12 protein-coding genes are annotated in these 13,639 nt (G+C 73.1%); 11 read left to right on the forward strand and 1 reads right to left on the reverse strand.

Annotated features, from left to right (window positions below; all coding sequences use genetic code 11):
• The first annotated feature begins 301 nt into the window (after nucleotides 1-301).
• The 7 genes from ACGFIS_RS32280 to ACGFIS_RS32310 are packed head-to-tail and all read left to right on the forward strand — an operon-like array spanning nucleotide 302 to nucleotide 9,676.
• Nucleotides 302-1,516 (forward strand): hypothetical protein, encoded by a 1,215-nt coding sequence (locus ACGFIS_RS32280; RefSeq protein ID WP_392973486.1) that lies wholly within the window; start codon nucleotides 302-304, stop codon nucleotides 1,514-1,516.
• Nucleotides 1,513-4,116 (forward strand): tetratricopeptide repeat protein, encoded by a 2,604-nt coding sequence (locus ACGFIS_RS32285; protein WP_392903146.1) that lies wholly within the window; start codon nucleotides 1,513-1,515, stop codon nucleotides 4,114-4,116. Before ACGFIS_RS32280 ends, ACGFIS_RS32285 begins: the two co-directional genes overlap by 4 nt.
• Before the next feature lie 2 nt (nucleotides 4,117-4,118).
• Complete coding sequence (locus tag ACGFIS_RS32290) at nucleotides 4,119-5,231, forward strand: protein phosphatase 2C domain-containing protein (protein WP_392903149.1); 1,113 nt, start codon at nucleotides 4,119-4,121, stop codon at nucleotides 5,229-5,231.
• Nucleotides 5,228-6,541, forward strand: coding sequence for a VWA domain-containing protein (locus ACGFIS_RS32295; RefSeq protein WP_392903152.1), 1,314 nt, complete (start codon nucleotides 5,228-5,230; stop codon nucleotides 6,539-6,541). The genes ACGFIS_RS32290 and ACGFIS_RS32295 overlap by 4 nt, the downstream gene beginning before the upstream one ends.
• Nucleotides 6,542-6,546: 5 nt before the next feature.
• A complete protein-coding gene (locus ACGFIS_RS32300) occupies nucleotides 6,547-7,323 on the forward strand; it encodes an FHA domain-containing protein (RefSeq protein WP_392973488.1) in 777 nt (258 codons plus the stop codon).
• A complete protein-coding gene (locus ACGFIS_RS32305) occupies nucleotides 7,320-8,834 on the forward strand; it encodes a hypothetical protein (protein WP_392973489.1) in 1,515 nt (504 codons plus the stop codon). Before ACGFIS_RS32300 ends, ACGFIS_RS32305 begins: the two co-directional genes overlap by 4 nt.
• A 14-nt stretch (nucleotides 8,835-8,848) precedes the next feature.
• Nucleotides 8,849-9,676, forward strand: a complete 828-nt coding sequence (locus tag ACGFIS_RS32310; protein ID WP_392903160.1) for a glutamate ABC transporter substrate-binding protein — start codon at nucleotides 8,849-8,851, stop codon at nucleotides 9,674-9,676.
• A gap of 1 nt (nucleotide 9,677) precedes the next feature.
• Here the strand turns inward: ACGFIS_RS32310 and ACGFIS_RS32315 are convergent, their stop codons facing one another.
• Complete coding sequence (locus ACGFIS_RS32315; RefSeq protein ID WP_392903163.1) at nucleotides 9,678-10,067, reverse strand: STAS domain-containing protein; 390 nt, start codon at nucleotides 10,065-10,067, stop codon at nucleotides 9,678-9,680.
• 368 nt (nucleotides 10,068-10,435) lie between these two features.
• Here ACGFIS_RS32315 and ACGFIS_RS32320 point away from each other — a divergent pair, with 368 nt between their 5' ends.
• From ACGFIS_RS32320 to ACGFIS_RS32335, 4 genes are all read left to right on the forward strand, one after another.
• On the forward strand, nucleotides 10,436-11,107 hold the full coding sequence (locus ACGFIS_RS32320; protein WP_392903166.1) for a lysophospholipid acyltransferase family protein: 672 nt from the start codon (nucleotides 10,436-10,438) through the stop codon (nucleotides 11,105-11,107).
• A gap of 85 nt (nucleotides 11,108-11,192) precedes the next feature.
• Nucleotides 11,193-11,885: a hypothetical protein gene (locus ACGFIS_RS32325; RefSeq protein WP_392903169.1), complete on the forward strand. Its 693-nt coding sequence runs from the start codon at nucleotides 11,193-11,195 to the stop codon at nucleotides 11,883-11,885.
• A gap of 129 nt (nucleotides 11,886-12,014) precedes the next feature.
• Nucleotides 12,015-12,197 carry a hypothetical protein gene (locus ACGFIS_RS32330; RefSeq protein WP_392903172.1) on the forward strand — a complete coding sequence of 61 codons (183 nt, stop codon included), beginning with the start codon at nucleotides 12,015-12,017 and terminating at the stop codon, nucleotides 12,195-12,197.
• A gap of 93 nt (nucleotides 12,198-12,290) precedes the next feature.
• Complete coding sequence (locus ACGFIS_RS32335) at nucleotides 12,291-13,634, forward strand: SPFH domain-containing protein (protein WP_392903176.1); 1,344 nt, start codon at nucleotides 12,291-12,293, stop codon at nucleotides 13,632-13,634.
• The last annotated feature ends 5 nt before the right edge of the window (nucleotides 13,635-13,639 follow it).

Raw genomic sequence — 13,639 nt, forward strand, 5'->3', positions numbered from 1 at the left:
ACCACTCCTCTCGTAGACGTGCTACCTCTCGTAACGTCACCTATGACAACGAGGTTCCCGGTCCACAGGGTACGGGTCGGCGGCCGGACGGTCCCGGCCGGACGCGCCCGGTGTGGCCCGTCCGCGGGAGAAAGACGCTTGTTTCGGCTAGTGTCACGGATCACACTTGTATGAGAGCGTACGTCCGATAGTGGACCGGTCCGCGCTCCCAGACCGGTGCGCCGGGCATGCTCGGGGGGACCATAGGAGAGCGATCGCGGGGCAGACGTTGGACCAGAGCGGGGCCGGGGCCGCCGCGCCCATGAGTCGTGAAGGCGTCGACCATGCCCTGCGGACCCTCCGGCGGGAGCGCGACCGCATCTCGGCGTCGCTTCTCGAACTCGACGGCCACGACGGCAGCCGGCTTCTGGAGGGCGCCCGCCTCACCGGCGAGACGTGGCGCCGCTGGGAGGAGGCGAAGGCCGTCATGGCGGGGCTGTGGGCGCTGTTCGACGCCTACCAGCGCGTCCTGGACACCGCGTCGGAGCTGCGCGGACGGTCGTCGCGTCCCGACATGGCGACGCTGGTCGAGCTGTCCGGGCTGCTGTCGGGAACGTCGGTCGAACTGCCCGGCGGGGAGACCCCGCTGCGCGACCGCACGCTGCTCGGCCCGCAGGAGCGGCGGGTGACGCTGAACGACGCGGTCGCGATGATGTGCGGCGCGTACGAGTCCGTCGCGGGCGAGGTCGCCGCCGCCGACGCGGCCTGGACGGCGCTGCTGCTGCCGCTCGAAGAGGTGGAGGAGGGCTGGCGGGAGACGGCCCGGCTGGCGCACTCCCTCGACGGCACCCGGCATCCCGAGCTGGACCGGGTCGGGCGTGAGCTGACCGCGCTCGGCCGCGTCATCCGCACCGACCCGCTGTCGCTCGTCCGGGACGGCCGCGCCGACACCGGCCGCCTCGACCGCGTCCGCGGCGCCCTGACCTCGCTGGACGACGAGCTGGCCGGTGTCGCCCGGATGCGCGACGACTACGCGGACCACGTCGCGCGGGTCACCGCGTCCATCGAGGAGATCGAGCGGACGGAGCAGCGTGCCTGCGAGGCGCACGCGATGGCCCTCATCAAGATCCTTTCGCCGAATCTTCCCGAACCGTCGCGGGGGCTGGGCATCGCGCTCCGCGACCGGCTCACGGCCCTGGAGCGGCTCCGCGAGGCGGGCCGGTGGGTGGAGATGGCCGGACGGTTCGCCGAGCTCGAACGCGCCGCCGTCGAGGCGCTGGAACGGGCGCGCGGTGATCTGCGTCTCAGTGCCGGCCTGCTCGACCGGCGGAGCGAGCTGCGCGGACGCCTGGAGGCGTACCTGGCCAAGGCCGCACGGCTGGGCCTGGTCGAGGACGAGCGGCTCACCGCGCTGTACGGGGAGGCCCGTGATGTGCTGTGGACGGCGCCCTGCGACCTGCGGAGGGCGACCATGGTGCTCGGGGAGTACCAGCGAGCGATCAGGGCGTGCGAGAGCGAGACGGGGACCCGGCGATGAACCGATGCACCCAGCCCGGCTGCACCGGCGAGGTGGAGGCCGACGGCTTCTGCGACGTCTGCGGGATGGCCCCGGTCGCGGCCCCCGCGCCCGCCCCGGCCGCCCAACCGGCGCAGCCCGCGCAACCGGCACAGCCCGCGGCGCAGCCTGTGCAGACGTCGCAGCCCGTGCGGCCTCCGCAGGCGCCGCGGCCCGGCGCCCCGGCTCCGCAGCCCGCCCGGTCGGCGCCGCCCGCGCGGCCGTCCGCGCCGTCCGGTCCCTACCCGGCCCCGCCGACCCCGCCGGCCCCCGCCGTGCCGCCTCGGCCGGGTGCCGCGGTGACGACGCGGACGCCGGCCGCGCCCCCGACCACCAGGCAGCCGGGTTCGTCAGGCTCGTCCGGTCCGTCCGCCTCGTCCGGTCCGTCCGCCCCGTCGCACCCGAGCGGCCCCGGCTCGGCGTCCGCCGGCACGGCGGGCAGCGGACGGGGCACGGTCGGGTCCGGGCGGACGGCGTCGCGCGGCGGCACCCGGGGGACGGGCTCCAGCGGCGCCAGCAGGCGCGGGATGCTCGGCGCCGGGCTCGTCGAGGTGCCGCCCGTCCCCGCCCGCGACCCCGCCTCCGCGATCATGGAGACGCCGGAGGTGCCGGAGAACCGGCGCTACTGCAGCCGGTGCGACGAGAAGGTCGGGCGGAGCCGGGGCGGGCGCCCGGGCCGTACCGAGGGGTTCTGCCGCAACTGCGGGCACCCGTTCTCGTTCACGCCGAAGCTGCGCGCCGGCGAGGTGCTCGGCGGCCAGTACGAGGTGCTCGGCTGCCTCGCGCACGGCGGGCTCGGCTGGGTCTACCTGGCCCGCGACCACAACGTCAGCGAACGGTGGGTCGTCCTCAAGGGCCTGCTGGACACCGGGGACGCCGACTCGCTGGCCGCCGCGACCGCCGAGCGCGCGTTCCTCGCCGAGGTCGAGCACCCCAACATCGTCAAGATCTACAACTTCGTCCGGCATGACGACTCCGGCTACATCGTGATGGAGTACGTCGGCGGCCGGTCGCTGAAGGACATCCTGCTCAGCACCCGCCAGGACCACGGCGACCAGGCGGCGCTCCCGCTCCCCCAGGTGATCGCGTACGGGCTCGAGGTGCTGAGCGCCCTCGGCTACCTGCACGGCGTCGGCCTGCTGTACTGCGACTTCAAGCCGGACAACGCGATCCAGTCCGAGGAGCAGCTCAAGCTGATCGACCTCGGCGGGGTGCGCCGCGCGTTCGACATCGACAGCCCGATCTTCGGTACCCCCGGCTACCAGGCCCCCGAGATCGGCTCGCAGGGCCCGTCGGTCACGTCCGACCTGTACACCGTGGGCCGGACGCTGGCGGTGCTGAGCTTCCCGTTCCGCGGCTACACCGGACGGCATCTGCGGAGCCTGCCGCCCCGCGAAGAGGTACCGCTGTTCCAGCGGCACGAGTCGTACCACCGGCTGCTGCGCCGCGCCACGCACCCGGACCCGGCCCGCCGCTTCCAGAGCGCCGCCGAGATGGCCGAGCAGCTCACCGGCGTCCTGCGCGAGGTGCTGTCGGCCGAGGACGGGCGCCCGCGGCCCGCGCCGTCGCCGCTGTTCGGCGCCGAGCAGCACACCGCCGGCGCCGAGATCATCGGGTTGGCCGACCGGGGCGGCGACCGGGTGAACGGCGCCGCCCCGCCCATCCTCGCGCCGCTGGAGCCGCCGGCCGCCGCGGCGGCGCTGCCCGTCCCGCTGGTGTACGGCTCGGACGCGGCCGCCGCGTTCCTGGCCGGGCTCACCGCCCGCGACCCGGGCGACCTGGCGGCCGCGCTGAGCGCCGCGCCGGTCGCGTCCCGGGAGGTCCGGCTCGCGCTGGTCCGGGTCCGGATCGAGCTGGACGACCTGGACGGCGCCCGGCGGCTCATCGAGGAGATCGCCGCCGAGGCCCCCGACGACTGGCGCGTCGACTGGTACCGCGGTGTCCGCGCCCTCGCGGGCGGGCGCGGCGCGGAGGCCGCCGCCGTCTTCAACGACCTGTACGACCTCGCGCCGGGTGAGCAGGCGCCGAAGCTGGCGCTCGCCTTCTGCCACGAGATCCTGGGCGACATGGCGAACGCCGACCGCTTCTACGAGACGGTCTGGCGCACCGACCCCACCCACGTGAGCGCCGTGTTCGGGCTGGCCCGCGCCCGTATCGCCGCCGGTGACCGGCAGGCCGCCGAACGCGTGCTGGATTCGGTCCCCCGCGTCTCCAGCCACTACCTCGCCGCGCAGCTCGCCGCCATCGCCACCGCCGTCCGGGGCCGCCGCCCCGGTGAGCTGAACGCCGCCACGCTCGTCGAGGCCGGCCGGCGCCTGTCGTCCCTGCGCCTCGACACCGAGCGCACCGCCGCGTTCGCCGCCGAGGTGCTGGAGGCCGCCCTGACCTGGGTCCGCGCCGACCGCACCCCGGCGCCGCCGGGCTCCCGCATGCAGATCCTCGGCACCGACCTGGACGAGGCGTCCCTGCGCGCGAAGCTGGAGGAGACCTACCGCGTCCTCGCCAAGCTCGCGGACGGCACCGAGCACCGGCACGCGATGGTCAAACGGGCCAACGCGATACGCCCGAGGACGCTGTTCTGACGATGAACGCGGACCAGCACACCCACATCGGGCTCTGCCGAACCTGCGGCGAGCCCGTCCACGAGGACGACCGCTTCTGCGAGAGATGCGGCCGCCCCGACCCGACGACCGGCGACTGGTCCCCGCCCCCCGAGACCACGGTGCCCCCGGACTCCGCGCCCGGCGCAGGCGCCGCGCTCGCAGCGGACCCTGAGGCCGGGCATGCGGCCGGGAAGGGCGTGTGCACGGATTGCGGGGACGGGGCCGTCGGGACGGACGGGTACTGCGAGCAGTGCGGGTTCCGGCAGCCGAGCGGGCGGGAGCACGTCGAGGCGGAGCTGGGCGGGTTCGCGGCGGCGGTGAGCGACCTCGGGCTGCGGCGCGGCCGGAACGAGGACGCGTTCGCGCTCGCGGCGCTGCCCGCCGGTGCGTGCGCGGTGGTGTGCGACGGCGTCGCGAGCGCGCCGGGGTCGGAGGAGGCGTCGCGGGTGGCCGCCGATGCCGCGGCCGCCGTCCTGGCGGGACGCGTCTCGCTGGGCATGGACCCGCGGGACGCCACCCGCGGCGCGGCGGCGCGGGCGGGCGAGGTCGTGACGGGGCTCGCCAAGAACCCCGAGTCCGCGCCCGCGTGCACGTTCGTCTCGGCCGTCGTCGACGGGCCGGACGTCACCATCGGGTGGATCGGGGACAGCCGGGCGTACTGGCTGTCGGCCGCCGGCTCGTGGCCGCTCACGCGGGACGACTCGTGGGCGGCGCAGATGGTCGAGCGCGGTGAGATGGGCGCGGCGGACGCGTGGGCGGACCGGCGGGCGCATCTGCTGACGGCATGGCTGGGCGCGGACGCGGGCGCGGCCGAGCCGCGGCTCGCGGCGTTCCGGCCCGCCGCCCCGGGCTTCGTGGTGCTCTGCAGCGACGGGCTGTGGAACGACCTGCCCGAGGCCGCCGACCTCGCGGCCGTGGCACTGGGCGGCGCGGACGGGCCGGGCGGGCCGAACGGGCCAAGCGGGCCGGACGGGCCGCTCGGCGTGGCGCGGCGGCTGCTGCGGGCGGCGCTCGACGCGGGCGGGCACGACAACGTCACGGTGGCGGTGCTCCCCTGTCCGCCGCCAGAACCGAGCAGGGAGCCGGGCAGATGAGCGATTTCCCCGAGTTCACGGTCCGCGTGGACCAGAACCCCTACCTCCCGGACGGCGGACGGGAGATGCACGCGATCGTGACCGTGGAGGCGCGCTCGTCCGGCGGTGGCGGCGGGGGTACGGGCACCGGGCGGGCGCCCGCGGCGGAGATCATCATCATCGACACCTCGGGGTCGATGTCCTACCGGGGCAAGATGGCCGCCGCGAAACGGGCGGCGCGGGCCGCGGTGAACGTGCTGCGCGACGGGGTGCGGTTCGCCGTCGTCGCGGGCGCGAACCAGCCCCGCATGATCTACCCGCAGGGGGAGCGGCTCGCCGAGGCCAACGACACGTCCCGGCGGAGCGCCGCGCAGGCGGTGGGACGGCTGGAGGCGGCCGGCGGGACGGCGATCGGGTCGTGGCTGCGGCTCGCCGACCGGCTGTTCACCGGCTACGAGGACGCCGTCAAGCACACGATTCTGCTGACCGACGGCAAGAACCAGCACGAGTCGGCCGAGGATCTGGGCGCGGCGCTGGAGCAGTGCTCGGGGCACTTCCAGTGCGACGCGCGCGGCGTCGGCACCGACTGGGACGTCGCCGAGGTCCGCAAGATCACCTCCGCGCTGCTGGGCGGGTTCCTCGACGTCCCCGACCCGGCGGACCTGGAGGCCGACTTCCTCGCGATGACGCAGACCGCGATGAGCAAGGAGGTCGCGGACGTGTCGCTGCGCGTGTGGACGCCGCAGCAGGCGGAACTGCGGTTCGTCAAGCAGATGGTGCCCACCGTGGAGGATCTGACCGGCAGGCGCGTCGAGTCCGGGAAGCAGACGGCCGACTATCCGCTGGGCGCGTGGGGCGACGAGAACCGCGAGTACCACGTGTGCGTGGAGGTCGAGCCCGGCGATGTGGGGCGGCAGATGCGGGCCGCGTGGGTGAAGCTCATCGCCGGTGACGAGGTCCTCGCGTCCGGGAACGTCCTGGCCGAGTGGACCGACGACGAGGCCAGGTCGACGCGGATCAACGGGCGGGTCGCCCACCACACCGGGCAGTCGGAACTGGCCGACGCCATCCAGGAGGGCCTGGAGGCGAGGCGGGAGGGCGACGAGGACACCGCGACGACCAGGCTCGGGCGGGCGGTCGTCCTGGCGCGGGAGGTCGGCAACGAGCAGATCTCCGGCCTGCTGGACCGGGTCGTCGACGTCATCGACCCGGTGCGCGGCACGGTACGGCTGAAGCGGGAGGTGTCCAAGGCGGACGAGATGTCGCTCGACACCCGTTCCGTGCGGACTGTGCGGACCCGCCACGGCGACGAGGCGCGAGGAGGAGGCTGAGGCTCATGCCGGTCTGCCCGAGCGGGCACACGTCCGAGGCCGCCGACTACTGCGACGTGTGCGGCGATCTCATGGACGGCGCGCAGCGCGCCGAGTTCGCCGCGCCCGCACCCGTACCCGCCCCCGCGCCGAAGGCGGACGTGGAGGAAGGGCCGGACGCGGGGCCGGACGCGGGGCCGGACGCGGGGCCGGACAAGGCCGCCTCCCCGGCATGCCCGCACTGCGGCACGCCCCGCTCCGGACGTTTCTGCGAGGTCGACGGGTACGACTTCGAGACCGGCGCCCTCCGCACCGCCCAGCCGCCCGCCCCCCGGCCGAGGCCGCTGGTGCCGTCGCAGCGGACGAGCAGCCCGCGGCTCTCCCCGCCCGGCCCATCGGCGCTGATCGCCGCCGACCGCGCCTACTTCGACACGGTGATCGCGCAGATGGGGCCGGACGCGGCGGGGCTGACGTTCCCGCCGTACAGCCCGGAGCGCCGCGTCCCGCTGATCGGCGACCAGGTCCGGATCGGGCGGCGCAGCACGTCCCGCGCGCTCCTCCCGGAGATCGACCTGAGCGCACCCCCCGAGGACCCCGGCGTCTCGCACCTGCACGCCGTCCTGCTCGCCCAGCCGGACGGAACCTGGAACCTGGTCGACCCCGGTTCGACCAACGGCACCACGGTGAACGGCGGAGCGGACCCGATCGGGGTGAACACGCCGGTGCGGATGGCCGACGGCGACCGCATCCACGTCGGCGCCTGGACGACGATCACGCTGTCCCTGCAGGAAGGCCCGCCATGACGATGACTCCGCCCCGAAGTCCATCGGCCGGCCCGCCCTCCCCGGCGTCCAGGCCGCCGGCGGACACCGTGCGGCCCCGCGCGGGACGCCTGCGGACGTTCGTGCGCGGACGCTGGCTCCGGACGATCCCGGGCCGCGTCGGCATCCACGTGGTGCTGTGCCTGGCCGCCATCCTGGCACTGCTGGCCGTCCTGACCCTGGCGATCGGGAACGCGCGCGACTCCGTCCAGACGATCGGCAGGGACGCGGGCCCGCAGGTCGTCGCGACCGGCACCCTGTACTTCGCGCTCAGCGACATGGACGCGCAGGTCTCCAACATCCTGCTCATCGGCCGCGACCACGACCTCGGCATCGGCTACGACGAGTCGCTGAAGGTGTACGAGCGGCGCCGCGCGGAGGCCGACGCGGCCGCGGTGCAGGCCGCGCAGCTCGCCGGCCGCGACCCGGCGCTGCGGCGCACCGTCCAGGAGGTGCTGGACGGCCTCGGCAAGTACGAGCGGCTCGTCGGGCGCGCCATGGAACTCGACGCGCAGGCCGACCATCCGCCGGGCGAGCTGCCGCAGGAGGTCGTCGACGCCTACCGGCAGGCGACCGACCTGATGAAGCTCCAGCTCCTGCCCAAGGCGTACAACATCACGCTCGACACGGGCGCGCAGGTCCGGCAGCAGTACGAGACGAAACGCTCGGCGGTGCTGGCGGGACGCACGTGGGTCGCCGTGACCGGCCTGATCGTGCTGCTGTTCCTGATCGCCACCCAGCTCTACCTCGGACGGACGTTCCGCCGCGTCCTGAACGTCCCGCTGGTGCTGGCGACGCTCGCCACGCTGGCCCTCACCGCCGTGGGCGTGGGCCTCCTGACGGCCCATGCCGGGCACATGCGGAAGGCCAAGGAGGACGGCTTCGACTCGATCCTGCAGCTGTCCCGGGCCCGCGCGATCAGCCACAGCGCGTTCGCCGACGAAAGCCGCTACCTCCTCGACCCGGGACGCGCCGACACCTACGAGCAGACCTACCTCGACAAGTCGCTGTCGGTGATCTACCCGGACCTCGGGGACAAGCCGGTGAACCTGGAGAACTACTACGCGGGGCTCGAGGGGACGCTCGGCTCCTTCAAGTCCGGCCAGGACGACGTCCCGTTCCTCGGCTTCTTCGGCGACGAGGCGCGCACGGTGGAACCGGGCCGCGAGGCGGACGCACTGCAGAAGACGCTCCAGGCGTACCGGGCCGTCCAGCGCAACGACGCGCGGATGCGGCAGCTCGCGGCGGCCGGAAACCGGGCCGGGGCCGTCGACGTGCGGATGGGCCGGACGTCCAACGCGATCAACGACTTCGGCGCCTACGACAAGGCGCTGAGCGAGCTGACGGCCGTCCACCAGGACGCGTTCGACGAGGCGATCGACGACGCCGACGGCGGGCTGCGCGGCTGGGACGCCGTCCCGGCGGGCGGCGCCGCCGTCATCGCCCTGCTGATCCTCGCGGGGGTCCGCCCCCGGCTGGCCGAGTTCCGCTGAAAAGGGAGACGAGCATGCGCGCCACCCGTGCCATCGCCGCGGCCGCCGCGTTCCTGGCCGCCGCGGCAGCGCTGTCGGCCTGCGGCCTCGGCGGCGCCGAGGAGGAGACCGTCGCCGGCAAGGACTCCCTCGTCATCGGCGTGAAGGAGGACCAGCCCGCCCTCGGCGTGAAACGCCCGGACGGCACGTACGAGGGCTTCGACGTCGACGTCGCCACCTACATCGCGGGCAAGCTGGGCGTCCCGGAGGACCGCGTCACGTTCCGGACGACGAACTCGTCGGTCCGGGAGGAGGCGCTGGCCGACGGCACCGTCGACATGATCGTCGCGACGTACTCGATCACGGCGCGGCGCAAGATGAAGGTGACCTTCGCCGGCCCGTACTACGTCGCGCACCAGGACACCTTCGTCCGCGCGGACGCCGCGTCCATCAACGACGTGCGGGACCTGAAGGGCAAGCGGATCTGCGAGGTGACCGGCTCCAACTCCTGGCGCCGCGTCATCGAGGAGCGCAAGGTCGCCGCGAAGCCGGTCACCGTCGGCACCTACGGGGCCTGCATGGACGCGCTCGCCGCCGGGAGACTCGACGCCGTGTCGACCGACGACCTGATCCTCGCCGGGTTCGCCGCCGGCCGCCCCGGCCGCATGATCAACGCGCCGTTCACGGACGAGAAGTACGGCGTCGGCCTCAAGAAGGGCGACCTGAAGGGCTGCGAGGCCGTCAACCGCGCCATCACCGGCATGTACCAGGACGGCACTGCCGCGCGCCTGCTGACGAAGTGGTTCGGTGACTCGGGCCTGAAACTGAACACCCACGTCCCCCAGTTCGAGGGCTGTACCTGAGTCAGGGCCTGGTGGTGGTGGGGAGGGCGACGATGGCTTCGCGGAGCGTGTCGTAGATCGGGATGAACTTGTCGATCCCGGTGATGCGGAAGACCCGCTGGACGCGCGGCGGCAGCGCGACGAGGGCGACGGACGTGCCGCGCTCACCGGCGCGGCGGTTGGCGGCGACGAGCGCGTTCAGGCCGGTCGAGTCGCAGAACGTGACCTCGCGCATGTCGACGACGAGGGGTTCGCCCGAGTCCACGACCTCGAACAGGGTCTCCTCGAAGCGGGCGCGGGACACCACGTCGATGTCTCCGTGCACGCGCACGAGAGTGCACCGGTCGTCGCGCATCAGGTTGATGTCGAAGTCCATGGTCACCTCACGCCCCATCCGGTGGTACCCGGCCATCTCAGGTGACTCCTCAGGATTGCGCACCCGTGCCCGCATTCCAAGCACTTCCCGGGAAAAGGACCAGGTCGCCCGGCGGTGCCCCGGACCGTAACCTGCCCGAGACGGCCGTCCGGTCTCCGCTCTAGACCCTACCCGACGGATCGTCCGGACCGTCCGGGCGCGTCCCGGACCTCCCGGAAACGGGCCAATAACTTACCGGACAGAAACTTACTATACGGTAAGAAATGGCGGATAAGGGCGGCCAGGCCAGCCTTGACCTGCGGATGGGCAATTCCTGACCCGACCGGCGGACGGAAAGGCGGGCGCTGACTCGGGCCCGGATCGGCGCAGACGTTACAGTGTCGGTGGCGAATTCGGGAGGCTGGATGTTCTACACGTTCATGACGCGCGTGGTGCGTCCGATCCTCTGGCTGCTTTTCCGTCCGCGGGTCGTGGGCGGGGAGAACGTGCCGAGTTACGGGCCGCTCATCGTGGCCAGCAACCACCTGTCGTTCATCGACAGCTTCATCATCCCCCTGGCGGTGCCGCGGCCGGTCACCTACATCGCCAAGGCGGACTACTTCGAGGGCGGCGGGCTCAAGAAGCGCTTCGTCCGCTGGTTCCTCACCAACCTCGGCCACGTCCCGGTCCGGCGCGGCGCCCGGCGCGCCGCGATGGGCGCGCTGGAGCAGGCCGCCGAGGTCCTCGACAACGCCGGCGCCTTCGCGATCTACCCGGAGGGCACCCGCTCCCCCGACGGACGGCTGTACCGCGGCCGCACCGGCGTCGGCTGGCTGGTCCTGGAGTCCGGCGCCCGCGTCCTGCCCGTCGCGCTGGAGGGCACCGAGAAGATCCAGCCGCTCGGCGCGTCCCTGCCGCGCGTCTTCGGCCCCCGCCCCACCGTGCGGATCGGCCCCCCGATGGACTTCTCCCACTACGGCGACCTGCCGCCCGCCAAGGCCCGCCGCGCCATCACCGACGAGATCGTCGAGACGATCCAGAAGCTGTCCGGCCAGGACTACGCCGCCGAGTACAACGAACGAGCCGAGCAGAGCTGAGCCGGCCCGGATGTTCGGGCCCGGTTCGCCCCGAACGCGTGTCGTCCGGGGCGACTCGCACCCTCTGCGCCGTAAGGTCACCGCCATGGCGCACAGGCTCCTCCCGATCATGCTGCTGTCGACGGCCGCCGCGGTGTCCGCATGCGGCGGCGCCGGAGAACGCGCCCGCCCCGTCAACGGCACCGCCCCCGCCGAGGTGGCCGGCGTCGGCTACACCTCCGACCAGCTCGCCCAGGCCCTCCTCACCGAGGTCCCCGGCTACCAGAAGGCCGGAGAGCCCGACTCGGGCTCCTACGGCACGCTCACGGCCATCCAGAACGCCACCAGGCTCCAGCGCGCCGCCGAACTGGACAAACCCCGCTGCGGGACGGGCCGCCCCGGCGGCGCGGTGCCCGGCGACGTCCCCGCGGCGCTCGTCACCTTCGCCAAACGCGGGCAGACCGTCACCGAGACCCTGATGGGCATGCCGGCCGCCGACGCCGAAAAGCAGGTCAACGCCCGCATCCCCGCCGGCTGCCTGAAGTTCCGCACCAAGGTCGGCTCCCAATGGTCACAGCACCGCGTGGTGGAGTCACCGAAGGGCGACATAGGCGAAGGCTCCCGCACCGTCGGCGTCGTCACCACCACCGGAAACACCAAGACCCGGACCTGGTACGTGGTCTTCCGAGGCCGCCACTACCTGGCGACCCTCACCGTCTACGGCCCCCAGGCCACCCGTACAGAAGCCGAACGCCTAGCCCGCGACACCCTCGCCCAGGCCGACCGCATCCTCCCGTAGTCCACGGCCGGGGGACGTGGGTCGCTATCCGTCTCATCCAGGGGCTAACGTTCGCTTTACGTGCGCGGAGCGCGGCTTCGAGCATTCCAGTCCAGCGTGGGGGTGCATTTGATCGGCAGAGAGGGCCGGGTGACCGGCAAGATCGGGCCGGGGCTGGTCGGGGAGGTGATGATCCCGATCCGCGGCGGGGTGGAGGCGTTCTACGCCCATCCCGTGGACCCCCGCGACGAGTTCGGTGTCGGCGTGATCGTCATCGTGGTCGAGTATCAGCCGCCCCGCACGGTGTACGTGGCGGCCGCTCTAGGCCAGTGATGAACCGAACGCCCGTTTCCCGCGTCTACTGGGAAACTCTGCGGCGCCCGCCCTGAAGGGGCGCGGCAGCCCCATAAATGAAGAGGAGGCCGTATGCCCGTGCTCGCCGTGGCCATCGCAGCCGTCGTCGCCGTCATCTTGCTGATCATCTTGTTCAAACTGGTCTGGCGGGTCGCCGAGCCGAACGAGGCGCTGATCATTTCCGGGCTCGGCGCCAGGTCCAAGCCGATCGACGGCATGGACAGCCTCGGATTCAAGATCGTGACGGGCAAGGGGACGGCCGTCCTGCCCGGCTTCCAGGTGTCCCGGCGGCTGCAGCTCGACAGCCGTGCCGCCAACCTCGAGGTGAGCTGCGTGACGCAGCAGGGCATCCCGGTCAAGGTCCGCGGCGTGGTCATCTACAAGGTCGGGGACGACCTGGTCTCGATCGCGAACGCGGCCCGGCGCTTCCTGGAGCAGCAGGCCTCGATGGACGGCGCGATCCACGAGCTGTTCACCGGCCACCTGCGCTCCATCATCGGCAACCTCACCGTCGAGGACCTCATCCTCAACCGCGAGCGTCTCACCAGCGAGACCCGCAGTTCCGCCGCCGACGAGATGAGCAAGCTCGGCCTGGTCGTCGACTCACTGCAGATCCAGGAGATCGACGACGAGACGGACTACATCACCAACCTCGGCCGTCCGCACGCCGCCAAGGTCGCCGCCGCCGCCCGCATCGCCGAGGCCGAGCGCAACCAGGAGGCCACCGAGCGCGAGCAGGAGACCGAGCGGCAGAACGCCGCCGTCATCCGCGACACCGAGATGAAGAAGGCCGAGTACGAGGGCCAGGTGCAGCAGGCCGCGCAGCAGGCCCGCCAGGAGGTCATCCTCAAGGAGACCCGCAACGCCGAGCTGGAGGCCGAGCGCACCGAGAAGCGGCTGGAGAGCGAGATCCGCAAGCCCGCGGACGCCAAGGCGTACGAGCAGGTCAAGCTGGCCGAGGCGGAGCGCGAGGAGCGCATCTCCTACGCCCAGGCCGCGGCGACCGAGGTCCAGCTGAAGGCGCAGCGGGAGTCGGAGGCCATCCGGCTCCTCGGTGAGGCCGAAGCCGACGCGACCCGCCAGAAGGGCCTCGCCGAGGCCGAGGCGATCAAGGCCCGCGCGGTGGCGCTGGCCGAGAACACCGACGCCGTCATCGCCCAGCAGCTCGCCGAGCAGTGGCCGCAGATCGTCGAGGCGGGCGCCGGCGTGTTCGGCAACGTCGACAACATGGTCGTGCTCAACGGCGCCCAGGGCATCGAGGACATGCTCGCCAAGGCCCTCACGCTGGGCGGCACCGGCCTCGGCGTCGCCCGCCAGCTCCTCGGCAACCTGAACGCCCAGAACGGGCACGCCGGCCAGAACGGCTCCGCCCCGGCAGCTCCCCCCGTCCCCGTGGAAGCCCCCAAGGAGGACTGACGTTC

This window comes from Spirillospora sp. NPDC048824 (genome assembly GCF_043198455.1).
Lineage (GTDB): Bacteria > Actinomycetota > Actinomycetes > Streptosporangiales > Streptosporangiaceae > Spirillospora.